Source organism: Sporosarcina sp. FA9, assembly GCF_051550205.1.
Taxonomy (GTDB): Bacteria; Bacillota; Bacilli; order Bacillales_A; family Planococcaceae; genus Sporosarcina.
On the sequence record NZ_CP188819.1, the window covers coordinates 1833832 to 1852454 of the forward strand.

The 18623-nt window shown below is 37.0% G+C and carries 19 protein-coding genes and 1 pseudogene; 17 read left to right on the top strand and 3 right to left on the bottom strand.

What is annotated here, in order from left to right; genetic code table 11:
- Nucleotides 1–64: 64 nt before the first annotated feature.
- Nucleotides 65–1660 (bottom strand): ABC-F family ATP-binding cassette domain-containing protein, encoded by a 1596-nt coding sequence (locus ACP8HH_RS08985; protein WP_438318870.1) that lies wholly within the window; start codon nucleotides 1658–1660, stop codon nucleotides 65–67.
- A gap of 284 nt (nucleotides 1661–1944) precedes the next feature.
- On the opposite strand from ACP8HH_RS08985, the gene ACP8HH_RS08990 reads away from it, so the two are divergent.
- Nucleotides 1945–3141 (top strand): MFS transporter, encoded by a 1197-nt coding sequence (locus ACP8HH_RS08990; protein ID WP_438318873.1) that lies wholly within the window; start codon nucleotides 1945–1947, stop codon nucleotides 3139–3141.
- A gap of 74 nt (nucleotides 3142–3215) precedes the next feature.
- Here ACP8HH_RS08990 and msrA read toward each other — a convergent pair whose 3' ends face one another.
- Nucleotides 3216–3746 (bottom strand): peptide-methionine (S)-S-oxide reductase MsrA, encoded by a 531-nt coding sequence (gene msrA / locus ACP8HH_RS08995; protein WP_438318876.1) that lies wholly within the window; start codon nucleotides 3744–3746, stop codon nucleotides 3216–3218.
- Nucleotides 3747–3979: 233 nt separating this feature from the next.
- The gene (locus ACP8HH_RS09000) at nucleotides 3980–4087 is read right to left on the bottom strand and encodes a YjcZ family sporulation protein (protein WP_438318879.1); all 108 of its coding nucleotides are present in this window, start codon (nucleotides 4085–4087) and stop codon (nucleotides 3980–3982) included.
- A 211-nt stretch (nucleotides 4088–4298) separates the two neighbouring features.
- Between ACP8HH_RS09000 and ACP8HH_RS09005 the strand changes: the two genes are divergently transcribed.
- From ACP8HH_RS09005 to ACP8HH_RS09080, 16 genes and pseudogenes are all read left to right on the top strand, one after another.
- The gene (locus ACP8HH_RS09005) at nucleotides 4299–5258 is read left to right on the top strand and encodes an LCP family protein (protein ID WP_438318882.1); all 960 of its coding nucleotides are present in this window, start codon (nucleotides 4299–4301) and stop codon (nucleotides 5256–5258) included.
- A gap of 29 nt (nucleotides 5259–5287) precedes the next feature.
- Nucleotides 5288–5476, top strand: a pseudogene (locus ACP8HH_RS09010) (AI-2E family transporter); the annotation flags it as partial.
- Nucleotides 5477–5493: 17 nt separating this feature from the next.
- Entirely contained in the window at nucleotides 5494–5871 is a 378-nt protein-coding gene (locus ACP8HH_RS09015) for a sporulation protein (protein ID WP_438318885.1), read from the top strand.
- A 72-nt stretch (nucleotides 5872–5943) separates the two neighbouring features.
- Nucleotides 5944–6345: a MarR family winged helix-turn-helix transcriptional regulator gene (locus ACP8HH_RS09020; RefSeq protein ID WP_438318888.1), complete on the top strand. Its 402-nt coding sequence runs from the start codon at nucleotides 5944–5946 to the stop codon at nucleotides 6343–6345.
- A gap of 175 nt (nucleotides 6346–6520) precedes the next feature.
- Nucleotides 6521–8245, top strand: a complete 1725-nt coding sequence (locus tag ACP8HH_RS09025) for an ABC transporter ATP-binding protein (RefSeq protein WP_438318891.1) — start codon at nucleotides 6521–6523, stop codon at nucleotides 8243–8245.
- Nucleotides 8242–10104 (top strand): ABC transporter ATP-binding protein, encoded by a 1863-nt coding sequence (locus ACP8HH_RS09030; protein ID WP_438318894.1) that lies wholly within the window; start codon nucleotides 8242–8244, stop codon nucleotides 10102–10104. The genes ACP8HH_RS09025 and ACP8HH_RS09030 overlap by 4 nt, the downstream gene beginning before the upstream one ends.
- Before the next feature lie 98 nt (nucleotides 10105–10202).
- Nucleotides 10203–10406 (top strand): hypothetical protein, encoded by a 204-nt coding sequence (locus ACP8HH_RS09035; RefSeq protein WP_438318897.1) that lies wholly within the window; start codon nucleotides 10203–10205, stop codon nucleotides 10404–10406.
- Nucleotides 10407–10589: 183 nt separating this feature from the next.
- Nucleotides 10590–10841, top strand: coding sequence for a hypothetical protein (locus ACP8HH_RS09040; RefSeq protein WP_438318900.1), 252 nt, complete (start codon nucleotides 10590–10592; stop codon nucleotides 10839–10841).
- Nucleotides 10842–10843: 2 nt separating this feature from the next.
- Entirely contained in the window at nucleotides 10844–12199 is a 1356-nt protein-coding gene (locus tag ACP8HH_RS09045) for a tripartite tricarboxylate transporter permease (protein WP_438318903.1), read from the top strand.
- Nucleotides 12200–12286: 87 nt separating this feature from the next.
- Nucleotides 12287–13201, top strand: a complete 915-nt coding sequence (gene mvk / locus ACP8HH_RS09050) for a mevalonate kinase (RefSeq protein ID WP_438318906.1) — start codon at nucleotides 12287–12289, stop codon at nucleotides 13199–13201.
- A gap of 32 nt (nucleotides 13202–13233) precedes the next feature.
- The gene (gene mvaD / locus ACP8HH_RS09055; RefSeq protein WP_438318909.1) at nucleotides 13234–14235 is read left to right on the top strand and encodes a diphosphomevalonate decarboxylase; all 1002 of its coding nucleotides are present in this window, start codon (nucleotides 13234–13236) and stop codon (nucleotides 14233–14235) included.
- Nucleotides 14236–14261: 26 nt separating this feature from the next.
- The gene (locus ACP8HH_RS09060; protein WP_438318912.1) at nucleotides 14262–15374 is read left to right on the top strand and encodes a phosphomevalonate kinase; all 1113 of its coding nucleotides are present in this window, start codon (nucleotides 14262–14264) and stop codon (nucleotides 15372–15374) included.
- Nucleotides 15375–15393: 19 nt separating this feature from the next.
- On the top strand, nucleotides 15394–16422 hold the full coding sequence (gene fni, locus ACP8HH_RS09065; RefSeq protein ID WP_438318914.1) for a type 2 isopentenyl-diphosphate Delta-isomerase: 1029 nt from the start codon (nucleotides 15394–15396) through the stop codon (nucleotides 16420–16422).
- Between the two features lie 61 nt (nucleotides 16423–16483).
- Nucleotides 16484–16753 carry an excalibur calcium-binding domain-containing protein gene (locus ACP8HH_RS09070; protein ID WP_438319093.1) on the top strand — a complete coding sequence of 90 codons (270 nt, stop codon included), beginning with the start codon at nucleotides 16484–16486 and terminating at the stop codon, nucleotides 16751–16753.
- 212 nt (nucleotides 16754–16965) lie between these two features.
- On the top strand, nucleotides 16966–17496 hold the full coding sequence (locus ACP8HH_RS09075) for an RNA polymerase sigma factor (RefSeq protein ID WP_438318917.1): 531 nt from the start codon (nucleotides 16966–16968) through the stop codon (nucleotides 17494–17496).
- The gene (locus tag ACP8HH_RS09080; protein WP_438318920.1) at nucleotides 17486–18529 is read left to right on the top strand and encodes a DUF4179 domain-containing protein; all 1044 of its coding nucleotides are present in this window, start codon (nucleotides 17486–17488) and stop codon (nucleotides 18527–18529) included. Before ACP8HH_RS09075 ends, ACP8HH_RS09080 begins: the two co-directional genes overlap by 11 nt.
- Nucleotides 18530–18623 lie beyond the last annotated feature (94 nt).

The window sequence follows — 18623 nt, forward strand, 5'->3', positions numbered from 1 at the left end:
TCATAACAAAAAAATCCGGCCTTCTAAGATTAGAAGGTCGAATTTTTTATTGTTCATTTTTTTATTATTGCTTTTCTTTAAATTCCAGGTAATCTTCATAAGACATCATTTTATCGAAAATTGTTCCATCATCATGAATTTCAATAATTCTGTTCGCAACGGTTTGTATAAACTGTTGGTCATGAGAAGTAAAGATAATTACGCCCTTAAATGCCAAGAGACCGTTGTTGAGAGATTGGATAGATTCAAGATCCAAGTGATTCATTGGCTCATCAAGTAAAAGTACATTCGCAGATGTAAGCATCATTTTCGATAGCATACAACGCACTTTTTCTCCACCTGATAAAACAGAAGGCTTTTTATTCACTTCTTCACCAGAAAAGAGCATACGACCAAGGAATCCACGTAAGAATGTTTCCGTTTGATCATCTGGTGAATATTGACGCAACCAATCTACTAGAGATTGCTCAGAACCTTGGAAGAATTCATTATTATCGATAGGGAAGTAAGCCTTTGTAGTTGTTACACCCCATTTGATTGTTCCTGAATCAGGCTCTGAATTTTCGGACAAAACTTCCAATAGTGCTGTTTTTGCAAGTGGATTTCCAAGAAGAATGATTTTATCTTCTCTTCCAATTGTGAAAGAGGCATTTTTCAACATTACTCTACCATCAATTGTTTTGGAAACATCTTGAACACTTAGTACATCATTGCCGATTTCGCGTCCCATTTGAAAATTAACGAATGGGTATCGTCTTGAAGATGGGCGAATATCGTCCAGTTCAATTTTTTCAAGCGTTTTCTTACGTGAAGTTGCTTGTTTAGATTTAGAAGCATTCGCACTAAAACGTGCAACAAATGCTTGAAGCTCTTTAATCTTATCTTCTTTTTTCTTATTCTGGTCTAAAGACATTTTAAGTGCCAGCTGGCTAGACTCATACCAAAAATCATAATTACCTGGATAGATTTGAATTTTCGAGAAATCAACGTCTGCTATTTGTGTACAAACCTTATTTAAAAAGTGACGGTCATGGGATACAACGATTACCGTATTATTAAAATTAATAAGGAACTCTTCAAGCCATTGAATTGCTTTCAAATCAAGATGGTTCGTAGGCTCATCCAGAAGTAGAACATCCGGCTTACCAAACAACGCTTGTGCAAGAAGAACCTTCACTTTATCAGAACCCGTTAGTTCAGACATTTTCAAGTGATGTAATTCATCCTTTACACCAAGACCTTGAAGAAGGATAGCTGCTTCAGATTCAGCTTCCCAACCATTTAAATCACCAAATTCGCCTTCAAGTTCAGCTGCTCGCATTCCATCTTCATCGGAGAAATCAGCTTTCATATAGATGGCATCTTTTTCATTCATAATATCGAACAGACGCTTATGACCCATAATAACAGTCGCAAGTACGACATGTTCTTCATATTCAAAGTGATCCTGTTTCAAAAAAGCCAGGCGATCATCTTTATTCATGATGACATTACCAGATTGAACCTCAAGTTCACCAGATAAGATTTTTAGAAATGTAGATTTACCCGCACCGTTCGCACCAATAAGACCGTAACATTGGCCAGTGTTGAACTGTATATTTACATCTTCAAATAGCTTGCGGTCACCAAATTGAAGACTTATATTAGTTACTGCTATCAAAAAAATTCCTCCTAAATTCACAATGCACCTATTATAGCATGAAATTGTTTCAAATTGGAATGCTACATACTTAACATTATAAATAAAAGTTAATTTAGTCGGCAAATCATCTTTAATAATGAATCCTTCTTTAAGAGTTGGGTGCAAATCGAATTCTAGGGTATTATATTAAGTAAGCCTATTTTACCTTACAGAGCAGTATTGTTTTTATATAAAACAGGTTTACTGGAAAATAAACGCCAAGTTTTGAACAATTGATTAAAATGAGATGAAGTGAATGTTATATGATTAAGGAATTTACAAAGAAAGATTCAGTTTTACTTCTCATAGCCATCTTTGCAGTTGCCGTAAATATGCGTCCAGCAATTACATCGATTGGTCCGATGCTTGAAGTAATCCGTGAGCAACTCAGTCTATCCAATGTACAGGTAAGTATGCTAACAGCTATCCCTGTAATCTGTATGGGTATATTCGCAACATTTGCACCATATTTTAATAGAAAGCTCGGACTTAAACGAACAATGTATCTCATGCTAAGCCTTATCGGTTTACTTACTGCAATTCGAGGCATTGTTCCGTCCTTTATCGTGCTCATAGGTACTGCATTTTTAATCGGGGTTGCACTCGCAGTTATGGGGCCTCTTCTTTCTGCGATGATTAAACAAAACTTTCCACAACGTGCGGCCTCGGTTATTGGAGTTTATTCGTTCGGAATGGGTGTAGGTGCATCAGCAAGTGCTGGATTCACAGTCCTTTTTTATGATAGGACAAGCTCTTACCCCTTTGCACTTGGCATATGGGCTGTATTGGCACTCCTAGGGCTTTTAGCGTGGTTTTTCGCAATGAGAGTTGAAACTGTGATTTATAGCGTTAGACAGAGCCCACTAACTGAGAAACAAGAAAAAAGTGTTTCACCTTGGAGAATAAAGAAAGCTTGGTTGTTCCTACTTTTTTTCGGATTACAATCATCCGCATTTTTCTCTATTGTTACATGGCTTGTGCCAATGGCAAAATCCTTGGGTATGACATTGTTACAGGCGGGAATGCTTCTAAGTGTAATGACGGTTGTTCAAATCTTTTTAAATCTTGGATTCCCTTTACTAATGGAGCGGTTCCCTGCAAGAAGATTTTGGGTTTTACTGATGCTGATTTCGGGAGTTTTGGCGACGCTATTTATTTGGACGGGTGTGCATTCACTAATGTGGATAGGCGCAATTGTAATGGGCATTCCACTAGGAGGTTTATTCCCAATCGCATTACTATTACCTCTTGACGAAACTGAGACAGCAGACGAAACCAATTCATGGACAGCAATGATGCAGACAGGTGGATATATTATCGGTGGGCTATTCCCATTAGTAATTGCTTTAATTCACGACTGGACTGGAGATCATAATTATACTTTCATAATTTTTCTTGGTTTTTATATTGCACTAATGATATTAACGTTATTAATTGGAGAAAAGAATGAGATACAATAAAGCTACTTATATTAAGTCAATAATTATATTTAACAAAAAAACCGCCAATAGAGTTTGACGGTTTTTTGTATTATTTAAGTCCAATATTCTTTCAGGAATTCATCCCTTCCAGATTTTGCACGATCCTTTTCGTAATGTTCTTTTTCTTTTTCATAATAGTCCTGATGGTATTCTTCTGCACGATTAAATGTTTCAGCAGGGCGTACCGGCGTGACAATCGGATTTGAATATTTCGCACTTGTTTCGAGTTCTTTTTTAGATTTCTCGGCGATTTGACGCTGTTCATTTGTGTAATAGAAAATTGCAGTAGAGTAGGATTCACCCCGATCCCCAAATTGTCCTCCTGCATCCGTAGGGTCGATTTGTTGCCAATATATATTTAGAAGTTTTTCATATGTAAACAAATTAGGATCAAATGTTATTTCTACAACTTCTAAATGACCTGATTCACCTTTTTTCACATCTTCATATGTCGGATTTTCTATATGGCCACCCATATAACCTGAAACGACATCATGAATGCCTTCCCATTCTTTAAAAGGTTTCACCATACACCAAAAACAACCACCGGCAAATGCGGCTTTTTCAAGTCCACTGTTCGTCATAAATGTCCACTCCTCTTTTAGAATACTTAGTTTAAAGGAATACATTCAAAAATGCTAGCTTTTCAATTTATAACTTATGAAAGATTCGCTAACAAGAACTATAGGAATAAAAATAGATCCATTTTACTATTTTATAATTGTAAACAACACTGTTCCAAAATAAGAAAAAGAGCACTGTTTTAGCGCTCTTAAAAGTTTTGAGATGCTAGAATGAAAATTAAGCTGATTGTATTCTAGTAAAGAAAGCTAGCACCAATGATTATTAGCAAAATAAATAAAACAACAATCAAAGCAAATGAAGAACCTGAACTTCCTCTGTATTCATTTCCCACAAAGTACACCGCCTTTCTTTGTAGATATCTTTGTAGTATATGCAAGGTCTTATAAATGGAGATGGGGGATTGTCACAGGTAAACTAATGGAGTCCTTTCAAGTTAGTACTGTTCAAGACGTATATTTTGAGGTACCACCGCAACTCCGTGGTACAATAGTATGCAACTAAGTAATATCCCGTACGTCCTAAACAGAAGATTAGTTTTTGGAGGAATTATAATGGAAGAACAACACGATAACCCGATACTAAAAAGAAGAAGAAAGAAAAAGTTGCGAATTGGTAGAACTTTGTTTACATTACTCATTCTTGCTTTTATAGTGGCCGGGATTTATTCTGTCATACAGTACAATGCCGGCAAGGCAATTGCAAAAGGCAATACAATCGATCCTGGTTCATTTAAAGGGGATGCCATCCATCCCAAATACCCTACTGTAGAAAATTATTTACTACTCGGCGTAGATGATGACGGTAGTGAAAAGTCGCGTACGGATACAATGATGGTACTATCTTGGGATAAAGGTGCAGGAGAAATGAAAGTCATTTCTTTTATGAGAGACATTTACGCAGAAATCCCCGGATATAAATCGTACAAGCTAAATACAGCGTATTATCTGAACGGTGTGCAAACAGCGAAAGATACCATAACAGGAATGTTTGGCATTCCAATTCATCATTACGCAATTGTTGATTTTAATAACTTTGAGTCGATTGTCAATATTGCATTTCCAGATGGTGTTGAAATTGATGTAAAAAAAGAAATGTCGGAAAAAATTGGTGTCACACTTACGCCTGGGAGGAAACGATTAAACGGCAAAGAACTTCTCGGTTATGCACGTTTTAGAGCAGATAGTGAAGGTGATTTTGGGCGTGTGGGACGCCAACAGGAAATTATTACCGCCATGAAAGAAGAAGTAATTCGTCCCGGTATGATTCTTGCCGCACCAAAATTGGCAGGAGCTATTTCTAGTTTCGTGCATACAGATTTAACATCAAAAGATGAAATTTCTCGTGCAGTTTCATTACTTATGAAAAAAGGTGCCAAATTAGAGACGATGACTATACCTGTTGAAGGTACATATTCGTTTAATACTTATAAACATGCGGGCTCTGTAATTGAATTAAACATTGAAAAAAATAAAGAGGCCATCAGCCAGTTTCTTGATACACAGATTGAATAACAAAAGGGCTTCTAAAGAACAAAGGGGAAACAATAATATTTGTACTACTTACTTCTGGTTCTTTATTCGGAGTAGTTGGTGTAATTCTTGAAATACCTGATTATGCATTATTAAAAGTAGTGATCTTACACTTGTTCAAATTGTTTAAAGTCCGATATAATAGACATAGATCGGATAGACACTTTCATTATAAACACACTGAAAAGTTAATAAGTTAAAGGAAAGAGGAATAAACATGTTGAAGGATTTCACGTCACATATTATTCACGAGAATATTTCAATTGACACAATTTTGGATGGACCAAATATTGCATTTGGTGAAACTCTTTCAGCTAAGCTCTACATTGAAGGAGACGAAATTGATGAGATTATTGACGAAATTGTAATTGAGTTAATAAAAGTCTTTGGAGCGAGCGAGAAGGTTATTGCAAAGCATTCAATAGAAATGGTAAGTGGCGATAAATCTAAGGAAACTTGGATGATTCCATTTGAAATGGTACCTGACGAACGGTGGGAGACAAAGCTAGAAAACGAGTCTCTTACGATACGTACAACGGTTTATCTGAAAAACGACATTTTACTGAAAGCTGAAGACAAAATCACTTATAAATAAGAAATGGCGCACCCTTTACCAATGGGTGCGTTTTAAAATTAATAGTTTACATAGGAAAGTAGGGGGAGCGTAATGGAAGAAATCGTTCCAATTTTTTATTCGTTATCGAAAAAACTTCGAAAAATTCATAAATCAAGTTGCAAAGATGTTTCTGTCATACAAAGTTCTATTCTATATGAATTGTCGCTGCTCGATCAGCCTTCTATGCAAACCTTGGCAGAAGCCGTTGGAATGGATATTACGACATTTTCCAGACAAATTAACACCTTGGAGAAAAAAGATTTAATTGAAAGAAATCCCTCTGCTAAGGATCGTAGAATTTATCGATTGTCTTTATCCCTAAAAGGCGAGGAAATCGCACTTACCATCAATAAAAGTATTGCCGAGAGTATGTCAGCTGTACTTAACACAATGAATGAATTTGAACGAGAAACAGTAATCCGTTCTATGCTCGTTTTATCAAATAAATTATAATGAAACTCACGAAGGTTGCACAATGCAACTATTTTCCACGGATAATACATGCATAATGCAAGTGATTATTTTCAAGCTAGTTATACGCTAATTTTAAGTGATTACCTTCGAATGTTGGTTATTTTCTTTTCAGACAGGGATATTTATATTTACATGAAACGGAGGGAACTACGGAGTGTTTAAACTTTTAAAGAATTTAACTGTATACAAATGGCTAGTCTTAGCTATATTAGGCCTTGTTTTTATTCAATCAATGGCAGACTTATTTCTCCCAACACTTATGGCGGATATTATTGATAAAGGCGTCGTAATCGGAAATATTCCATACATTTGGAAAATCGGGGGAATAATGCTTCTGGTATCCGCCTTTAGTGCAATTGCATCCGTAGGAACAAGTTATTATTCCTCAAAGGCTGCTATGGGTTTTGGACGAGACGTTCGACGTAAAGTATTTAACCATGTAGAGAGTTTTTCGTTACAAGAATTCGATGAGGTAGGAACAGCTTCACTGATTACAAGAACAACGAATGATATAACACAAGTTCAACAAGTCGTCATCATGATGCTTCGAATGGTTCTCAGTGCACCAATAATGTTTACAGGTGGATTGATTATGGCTATCTCAAAAGATGCAAAACTATCGCTTGTTATCGTTGCTACAATGCCTATACTAATTATCTCAATATTATTAATTCTCTATAAAGGTCTTCCATTATTTCAAAAGGTGCAAATTCGACTGGACCGCTTAAACCTTGTTCTTCGTGAAAACCTAACAGGTATACGAGTAATCCGCGCTTTCAATCGTGAAAAGTTGGAACAAGTACGTTTACGCAAGGCGAATGAAGACTTGACAGATGTTTCAATTAAAGTAAATAAGTTAATGGCATTTATGATGCCCGTTTTGATGCTTGTTATGAATTTGACAGTTGTACTAGTCATTTGGTTCGGAGGAATTCGGATTGATAACGGCGCGATGCAAATCGGTGATTTAATGGCTTATATACAATATGTGATGTTAATAATGTTTTCACTCGTAATGGCATCAATGATGTTTGTAATGATACCAAGAGCTTCCGTTTCTGCAAAACGTATTAACGAAGTACTAGATATGCAACCGGCATTAGTAGACGAGGGTACTAAAAAAGCGGATGTGGACAAAGGTACATTAGAATTTGATAATGTGTCGTTCAGCTATCCAGGCGCTGAAGAGGCTGCCTTGACGAACATTAGTTTTAAAGCAACCCGTGGTGAGGTTACAGCAATTATTGGGGGAACAGGCTCTGGTAAGACTACTCTATTAAACTTAATACCGCGTTTTTATAATTTATCGAACGGAATAATTCGTGTGAATGGCGTTGATATACTTCAATCCTCACAGGAAGAAATTCGGTCAAAATTAGGGTTTGTACCACAAAGTTCTTTATTATTTACAGGAACAATTGAAGAGAATATTCGTTTCGGCAAACAAGATGCTACTCAGGACGAGGTTGAGCATGCTGCACGAATTGCACAAGCTGAAACGTTTATTTTAAATATGAAAGATGGATATCAATCCGAAATATCACAAGGTGGTTCAAACGTGTCTGGTGGACAAAAACAACGTTTATCGATAGCACGAGCACTTATTCGAAAACCTGATATTTACATTTTCGATGATAGCTTTTCAGCACTTGACTATAAAACAGATGCACAATTACGAGCCGCATTGAAAAGCGAGACAAAACATGCAACAGTTCTTATCGTCGCACAACGAGTCAGTACAATAATTGATGCAGATCAAATAATCGTTTTAGACAAAGGGTCTATTGCAGGAATCGGAACACATACTCATTTACTTGAAACAAACGAAGTTTACCGAGAAATTGTTGAATCACAGCTTACAGAGGGGGAATCCGCATGAGCAGTCACGAAAAAAGACAACCTCAAAGGGGAGGCCCTGGTGGCCCAGGTGGTATGGGCAACATGATGGTCGCTGGACAGAAGGCAAAAAATTTCAAAGGTACACTACGTCGTCTCATTCGTTATTTAAAGCCCCGTCAAAATCAGTTGATTGCTGTATTCTTCGCAGCGATTTTAAGTACAGTATTTATGATTGCAGGTCCAAAAATAATGGGTAATGCCATTACAGAATTATTTGAAGGTGCTTACGGAAAAATAACTGGAGTTGCGGATGCTGCAATCAATTTCAACGCTATTGCAAATCTGTTAATTATTTTAGCCGGTTTATACCTATTCAGTAGCGTGTTTAGTTACATTCAGCAATTTATCATGTCAAGTGTTGCCCAGAGAACCGTTTACGATTTACGAGAAGAAGTTAACGGTAAACTTGAAAAGCTTCCACTAAAATATTATGATGGCCGACCCGTTGGAGAAACATTAAGTCGGGTTACGAATGATATTGATACAATTGGGAGTACGTTGCAGCAAAGCATTACGCAGTTTATAACATCTATTGTAACGATAGTTGGTATTTTAATAATGATGCTGACAATCAGCCCTATATTAACGCTTATTTCCCTCGTTTCTTTACCATTATCCATTTTTGTCATTCGCCCTTTTTTAAAACGTTCTCAAAAGCATTTTGCGAAACAACAGAAAACACTTGGCCAGTTAAATGGTCATATAGAAGAAATGTACACAGGTCACCAAGTAGTTAAAGTTTTTGGTCACGAAAAAAAATCGGTTGCTGATTTTGATGATGTCAACGAACAACTTTATGACGCTGGGCGTAAAGCACAATTCATTTCAGGTATTATCATGCCAATGATGTCCTTAATCGGAAATCTTAGTTATGTGCTTATTTGTATCGTTGGTGGAATACTTGTTACTACAGGATCGATTCGAATCGGTGATATTCAAGCATTTATTACGTATTCGCGTCAGTTTTCACAACCAATTATGCAAACAGCGAATATCGCAAATATTATTCAGTCAACAATTGCCGCCGCTGAGCGTGTTTTTGAATTGCTCGACGAAGAAGAAGAAATTACGGAAGTTACGACATCAACTCTAGTCCGTGCAAAAGGGGAAGTCGTTTTCGAACAAGTTCAGTTTGGATATACAGAAGACTTGTTAATAAAGGATATGAATATTCATGTTCACCCAGGACAAACAGTCGCAATTGTTGGGCCAACAGGTGCTGGGAAAACGACGTTAATTAATTTGTTGATGCGTTTTTATGAATTGTCAAAAGGAACAATTAAAATTGATAATCTGGATACTCGCATGATGTCTCGAGAAGATTTAAGAACTACATTTGGTATGGTTCTTCAGGATACATGGCTGTTCAACGGAACGATTAAAGAGAACATTGGTTATGGGAAAAACGAGGCAACAGATGAAGAAATCATCGCTGCTGCAGAAATGGCTCGTGCAGATCACTTCATTCGAACGCTGCCAGAGGGATACGATACTATTTTAAACGAAGAAGCATCAAACATTTCTCAAGGTCAAAAACAACTTATTACAATTGCACGTGCTGTAATTGCAGATCCTCCAATAATGATTTTAGATGAAGCAACATCTAGCGTAGATACACGAACAGAGTTACTTATCCAACAAGCCATGAATCGATTAATGAAAGACCGTACAAGTTTTGTAATTGCTCACCGTCTATCTACAATTCGAGATGCTGATTTAATTTTAGTTATGGATAAAGGGGAAGTAATTGAGCAAGGGACCCACTTTGAGCTATTAGAAGCAAATGGTTTTTATGCAGATTTATATAACAGCCAATTCTCAGATGACCAGGCAGTTTAAAGGTTAAGTTATGTTATCGATATATATGGACACTTAATTGTATAAAATGTTATTCTATATGAAAAGGGTTTAGATAATACAGGATAGGGGAATTAAACATGACTGAATTGGATAAAACAGAACAATCGACGGAAAAGAAAACAAAAGTAAGTTTTAAAGATGCAATCAAACAACAGCTCGAAGCTAAGAAAAACAACCAATCCGCCGAAAATTCGGTAAACAGCGGATCTTTAGAAACGAAAAAAATGAAGAGTCAACAATCTAAGAAAGTAAATAACTCACATCGTAAAATGGGAATTTAATTTCGCGGTTTTTTTTGATAAATTCGTTCGGGATACTTATTCCGAACGAATTTTTTCGTTCGAATGAAATAAAGAATTTGGATAGATGTTATTACATTGAAAGCAATAAATAAAACCATTACAATGAATACTATACAAATGTACATACAATCAAGCTTTTTATATAGAAGGGAGACATTTTTCATGTCGGGATTACAGGAAAAAGAAGAGGCGAAGGATAATATTGTTGTATGGGAGGATCTTGTGAACATTAAAGACTTAGTACTGGCTATTTCTATTTGCAGTGTAACAACATTAGGAGCTTATTTCATTGCCCCAAATGAACCTCCTCTACCATTATTTTATGGTCTAAGCGGAGCACTAATCGGATTTATCATTTCTAGTATATTTATTAAACCTAAAAGAGTATTTGAAGAAGTTAAGGGTGATGAATAAATATGGATATTGTATTAATAATCCAAATGATTGGTGCCGCGATGTTTGCAGCGGTCTTATATACAGTTATAGGAATTGCCCCAGGTACTGATGAAACAGCCGTTCTAGCTCCTGTAACGCTCGTATTGGTTCTTGCTGGTTTTCAACCTATTGTTGTACTTGCATTTTTCATATCGGCAATTGTTGCAAAAAAATTGACAGATTCAGTACCTGTTGCGATTGCTGGGATTCCTGGTGGTGTAATGGCGGCACCAATGGTTGAACATGCCATGATTTTAAAAAAACACGGTCTTCCTGACTTAAGCATAAGAAAGATGGCTTCTGGATCTGTTATCGGTACACTCGTAGCAGTTCCTGTAAGTCTAATACTTGCAAATGCGTTAATTCCATTTGCGGACGTAATAAAAGGTTCTGCCAATGAACTGTTCTTTATAGGTGCATTAATCTTAGCTTTAATGAGTAAAAATAGATGGCTATCTCTTGCCTCGATAATTCCATTTGCAATCTTAATACAAGGTTTACGACATTTATATTGGGGAGTCGGCATTGTCCCAGAAGGAACAAATGTGTTCATTTCCTTCTTCTTAGGAATTACAATAGGGCCTGTAATCTTAACGCTATTTGATTTGCTCAATAAAGAAAAACGAGATGGGATGGAACGTTTTGGCAGGAAAAAAATTATTTCAACAAAAACGAAACGTGAAAAAGAATTTCCAAACCCTTTTAAAATATTAACAAAACAAGAACTTGGAGCAAGTGCAGGTGCATCATTAATCGGTACATTCACATTTATTATGAGTCCCGTTGGAATGACCATATTACTTGGCGAACTATTTTCAAGTCGAATTAAAGATCCTGTGAAAAAAGCATCTTTGGCGATATCAAGCATGGATGCTCTTACAAATGCTACGTACATATCAGGTACTTTAATCCCGCTAATTGCACTTGGAATACCTTTGTCACCAGTTGCTATAGGACCTGCAAATGCTTTATTTAATGCACCGCCCGTCTTTACGTTAGACCATAATATGCATCATATCTTATCTACTGCAGATTTTGTTTGGGCAACAGTTATAGGAGCGGTTGTTGCATTGTCGATGACTTACTTTGTAGTTGTTAAATACTCACAAGAAATTTGTGCTTTCGTATTCAGATTTGTACCTCATGAAGCTCTATTAGGATTGTTTTTCGGGCTGGTTCTACTGTTGGCTTTTATAGATGCAGGTTGGTTGAATATTGGAGGGGTTTTATTAATCGGACTTGTAGCAGGAATGTTGCACCGCTCGGGAGTTAATTACGGTGTTCAATTTATGGTGTTGTATTCAGCGCCTTGGATAGTAGGCATCATCGCGGGATAAGATTAAGTCAAAAATTTTATTAGAAAGCGTGTTGTATGAGATTTGGAAATTTCCACTAATAGAGTAACTGGTTCTTCACATGGCAAATTGATACTAATAGGTGAGCATTCTGTTGTCTACGGAAAGCCGGCTATCGCGATTCCTTTTCCAAGTATTCATGCGACTGCAACCGTTGAAAATCTCGTGAAATTAAACAGTGCAACAGATATAATTTTAAAATGTCATTATTATGAAGGCAGACTAAAGGATGCACCTTTAAAACTGGCAGGAATTGTTGCGTGCATCCATGCGACAATTGAAACTCTGGAAAAAAACCCAGTGGGTATGTGCATTCACTTAAATTCAACAATCCCTATCGGTAGGGGCTTGGGGTCAAGTGCAGCAGTAGCTATCGCAATTGTGAAAAGCTTATATTCGTATTACGATGAAGAATTAAGTCAGTCAAAACTTATGGAGCTTGTACACATTGCCGAAACACATGCACATGGAAATCCAAGCGGCATCGACATGGTGGCGGCATCAAGTGAATTTCCTATATGGTTTGAAAAAGGGAAAGATACACTACCTATACTACCTGGTGCACAACTTCATATTGTTGTTGCGGATACCGGTCGAATTGGAGATACTCGTGCGGCGGTTGAAAGCATTCGAAAAAACCATTCTTTAAATCCAATTGCTACAAAGAAATCCATTGATTTACTTGGAGAGCTTACATATATAGCTAAGGATGCTTTAATTAATGGTAAGATAGAATTATTAGGGAATTATATGAATTTAGCACATATTGAATTAGATAAATTAGGTGTGAGTGATCCTATCTTAGACAATTTGGTGACAATTGCCCAAATTAAAGGTGCGCTCGGAGCTAAGTTGACCGGTGGTGGACGCGGTGGTTGCGTTCTTGCACTCGCAAAAAATAAAAGTCATGCAGAAAAGCTTTCAGTTATTTTAATAGAAGCTGGAGCATTTCAGACATGGTACTTCCAAACAGAAGGAAGTTGACATAAACCTTTTACAATAGGAGGATTTTATCAATGAAAGCAACAGCAAAAGCTCATACAAATATTGCGTTAATCAAGTATTGGGGGAAGCGTGATGAAAAGTTATTCTTACCAATGAATAATAGCCTTTCAATAACGTTGGACCAATTTTATACTACGACTTCTGTTGAATTTTGTACTTGCCTGAAAAAAGATATATTCTTATTAAACGGAAATATCATGAGTGAAGAAGAAACGAATAAAATGTCCCGGTTCTTAGATTTGATTCGTGAAATGTCAGGAAGCGCATTATACGGTGTTGTGGATTCTATAAACAAAGTACCAACCGCAGCAGGGTTTGCTTCCTCTGCCTCTGGGTTTGCGGCATTGGCTGCAGCCTCAACAAAAGCACTTGGAATGGAAATTAGCGATGATATCCTTTCACAAATCGCTCGACAAGGTTCCGGTTCTGCATGTCGATCAATACACGGCGGTTACGTAGAATGGGAAAAAGGTGAGCAGTTAGATGGATCGGATTCATTCGGTAAACAAATTCTAACTGAAAACGAATGGGATTTAAGCATTTTATCTGTTCTGGTCGAACCCAACGAGAAAAAAGTATTGAGCAGAGAAGGCATGAAACGAACTGTGGATACATCTCCTTTTTACACTGGTTGGTTAGAGACGGTAGATGATGATTTAAAAGTAGCAAAACAAGCGATTCACGACCGGGATTTTGAAATACTTGGAAATGTTCTCGAAAGTAATGCATTAAAGATGCATGCAACGACTCTCGGCGCGAACCCACCATTTATGTATTGGACAAGTGCGACAGTGGCGGTTATGCAAAAAGTGCAAGAACTTAGAGATGATGGCATTTTAGCTTACTATACAATCGATGCCGGACCGAATGTAAAAGTACTTTGTCAGCCTAAGGATGAAGATACCGTTCGTGAAAAACTAACGACTCTGTCTGTTGTAAAAGAAATTTATCTTTGTCACCCAGGACCCGGCATCAGTTATTTACCAAATACAAACACAAAATCATGTTGTTAATTGTATAATTCGAAAGGTTGTCGGATATGACTGGTACAAAATTTCACATAAAAGTTCCAGGAAAGTTAATGATCGCTGGAGAGTATGCCGTTCTTGAACCAGATGGTCAAGCGATCGTAGTTGCAGTGGATCGCTATATTCAAGCAGAAATTGAATCTAGTGAACAAAATAGTATCTCACTTCCACAACTCGGAATTGACTATGTTACCTGGGAACCATTAGATCCATATGGAATACAACTTAGCGACACAAGTTTGAAAATACTATTTGTAAAAAACGCAATAGCTCTTTTCAATGATTATTTACACAGTTTATCCATACCACTTCGTCCTTGGTCTTTAAAAATAACAAGTGAACTGAATGATATTTCAGGGAAAAAGTACGGACTGGGTTCCAGTGCTGCTGTTACTGTCGCTGTAATAACATCGATGTGCTATTTTTACAAATCGAGCTTAGGAGAAATCTCAAAGGAATTAATATATAAACTATCCGCGATTTCTCATTTTAAAACGCAAGGCAATGGATCTTGCGCCGATATCGCGGCATCTACATATGGGGGATGGGTACATTACGCATCCTTTCATTCTAGTTGGCTGTTGAAAGAAATCAAAATAGAAACACCAACCCCAGAAATTGTTAATAAATCATGGCCTAATCTGATGATCCATTCTATAACACCCCCATCTGATTTGACGCTTTGTGTAGGGTGGACAAATAGTGAATCATCTACAGCTCCTATGATTTCAAAAATCCGTGAGTTACAAGAAATAAAACCCGAGTTATACAAGAAGTTTCTAAGTGATAGTAAGAATGCAGTTGAGAATTTAATTCAAAGCTTTTGGAATAAAAGTTCCGATAACGCTATTACAAGTCTTACGCAAAATCGCGAAGCACTAAAGACACTTAGTGACCATGCAGAAACTGAAATTGAGACGGAGAAACTGGGTTTACTCATTCAAATTGCCAATCAATATGGTAGCGGAAAAACTTCTGGTGCGGGCGGCGGCGATTGTGGAATTGCTTTTGTAAGAGGAGATACATCTATTTCTGAGTTAAAATCAGAGTGGGAACGAGCAAATATTCTTCCTTTAAATGTTTCAGTTTCAAATGACGGGGCAACAGGTGTGAGAATTAACTAGGAAAAGTGGGTGTTTATGAATGTCTGAGCTTATTAATCAAAGAAAATCAGAGCATATTCAAATTACATTGGATGAAAAAGTTACAGGTGAAAATATTACAACTGGTTTTGAGAAATTTAGATTTATTCACAATGCACTGCCCGAAATTGACTTTGAGGAAATTTCATTACACACAAACTTTTTAGAACATCAAAGCAAAACTCCTTTCTTAATTAGTTCTATGACCGGTGGGGCAGCATTTGCCGAGTCGATTAATCGGAATTTAGCTACAGCTGCCCAGGAAAGAGGATGGGCATTGGCACTCGGTTCAACACGCGCTCTTATTGAGAGTACACAGCATCGTTCTTCATTTCAAGTACGGAAATATGCGCCAAGCATACCAATTATTGCAAATCTAGGTGCAGTTCAACTAAATTATGGATTTGATGTCGATAAATGTCGTCAAATTATTGATTTAACGGAGTCGAATGCCCTTGTCCTTCATTTAAATAGCATCCAAGAAGTAATTCAAACTGAAGGCGATACAAACTTTAAAAACTTATTAGTAAAAATCGAAGAACTGTGTAGAAAACTTGGTGTCCCTATAGGCGTGAAGGAAGTCGGGTGGGGTATAGACGGGCTGACTGCGAAAAGACTAGTAGATGTAGGTATTTCTTTTATTGATACGGCAGGCGCTGGTGGGACTTCGTGGAGTCAGGTTGAAAAGTTTCGTTCAAATGTTCCAGTAAAGAAAAAAGCGGCGGAAGCATTTAGTGAGTGGGGAATTCCTACAACTGAATCTATTGTTTCTGTTAAAGAACATATTGGAAATCAACCCATTATCGCTAGTGGTGGAATGCATACGGGACTCGATGCGGCAAAAGCAATCGCATTGGGTGCAAGTATGGTTGGTTTTGGAAGGTCAATCTTAAAAGAAGCTACTCAATCAGTTGAAGACGTGTTGGAAGTCATGGAAACAAAAGAGTTGGAGTTGCGCATGTCGATGTTTGGAATTGGGGTAGCTTCCCTTAAAGAGTTAAAGGAAACGAATAGATTGAAATCGATTTAGTAGATAATACTTTTCTGGGTTGTGAATGTGTTAGGAAAGGTGGTGAAAAAATTTGATGGGTATGAAACGTGTTACAACCGTATTACTATCAATTCTAATTGCGATTAGTTTCACTTTCAATTCAACACAAGTAGAAGCTGCAAGCCCTAAAGCGCAAGTATTCGCTAATTGTAAAGAGATGAATAAAGTATATAAAGGCGGCGTGGCAAGATCTGCTGGTGTCAAAAATAAAGGCGGTAAAACAAAGTACGCACCTTTTGTCTCTCAAGCAATCTATGACGCTAATAAAAAAAGTGACCGTGACAAAGATTTAATCGCTTGCGAGCGATGAGAGGTTTGATTTATTCGTTTTTTTGGTAGTACGTTTAAGATAAATTATAATCGGTCGTTCGATGCACTTACATCGGACGACCTTTTTTCATTTTATTCACATTCAATGGGCTTAAAGTATATTAATATATTCTAATACAATGCAACCATTTGACAGTTGTCTGTATCTAATCTATTGAACAGCAAATAAAGAGAGAGTTGGGAGGTGCTTGAATGAAATCAGTAAAAGCATTGGTCAAAAAGGCTAAAAGAGGCGACGGTGATGCATTTGTTTTACTAGTAAAGCAATACGAGGATGTATTGTATAGGACGGCAAACAGAATGTTAAACAATGATGAAGACGTTGCAGATGCCTTGCAGGATACGATTATGTCGGCTTATGAAAAATTACATACGCTTCGAAAGGACGAGTATTTCAACACATGGATTTATAAAATATTACTAAATAAGTGCAACAGTTTATTGAACAAAAGGAAAAGTTATTCCACATTTGACGTACATGTTCTTCCAGAACAAACGAACGGTGACTTTCAGAATATAGAACTAGAGGATGCCTTAAACAGTCTAAATCCAGACTATAAAACTGCGTTTTCCTTATACTATATTGCGGGATTGAACACGAAAGAAATTAGCACATTTTTAAAAGAGCCAGAAGGAACAATAAAGTCCAGACTTTCCAGGGGTAAGTTATTGCTCAGAAATAATTACTATAAAAGTGAGGGAGAGATATTAAATGAAAACTGAATTTGATAAAGAATTTGAACAAGTTATGAGTCAAGAAAAAGAGATGCCTATGAATGTTAGGAAGTCTTTAGATAGCATATACAATACGATTCAAACACAATCGAAAAAGAAGAAAAACAGGTTCATTTGGAAGCAGGTAACCGCAGCCGCTTGTGCACTCATCATCGCTGGTGCCGTCCTCACAAACGAGCAAGTTAGAGCCAGCATCAATGATTTATTTAGTTTTGGGGATAAGGGAATAGACCGAGCTATCACAGAAGGCTTTTTACAAGAAAATAATAGTACGGCCACTGATCAGAACGTTAAAATTACGCTTAAGCAAAACTTTTCGGATGCTAATAAAGTGGGTATGAGTTTTCAGTTGGAGTTCGAAGATCCAGCAATCCTTGAGAACGGCGTAACAACTGTTACGATGGATTATCGATTAAAAAATGGCGATGGCGAATACATTGTTGAATTTATTCCAGATACAAAAACGTTGAAGGGTAACGGTGGGTACGCGTCCGGTCTTACTGACCATAACCCTTTAATAGATGTAAAAGCCGGAATTGTTCAATATGATGTAATACTCGATTCCAATAAAGGCGAGTTGCCTATTTTAAAAGATGCTGTTGTCGAAATAGAGAGTATCAATATCTTTCGGGGTTTTGAGTTTGCGAGTCTTACGAAAATTGATGGTAAATGGGATTTGGCGGTTGTCAATCACGAAATAGACAATCCGATTTCAATTATTGAATACGCAATGGATGATCCATCGTCCATCATACAAGTTGTTTCTGCAAAAGCAAATCCAACATCTCTTAACTTGAAATTCACAGTGGATCAGGTATATGAAGATGATACCCCATTTGTCTTCTCGATGAAAATAATTGATGAAAAAGGAAATGAATACGAAGTAGAGGGCTTTAATATAGATACAAGAGATCATCAAACACATATTTCGACAAACTTCCCGGTAACTTCTTATGATCACTTTGATAAATTGAAATTCATTATAGAAGGAATAGGAGAAGTTGAACTTCTAAAAAAATAGATAGTAAATAACCGGAGATGGCGGCCATTTGCTTTGGAATAGGAGCTACAACTAATAAACCAATATCTTTAATCTATTAAATAACTGTATTTCC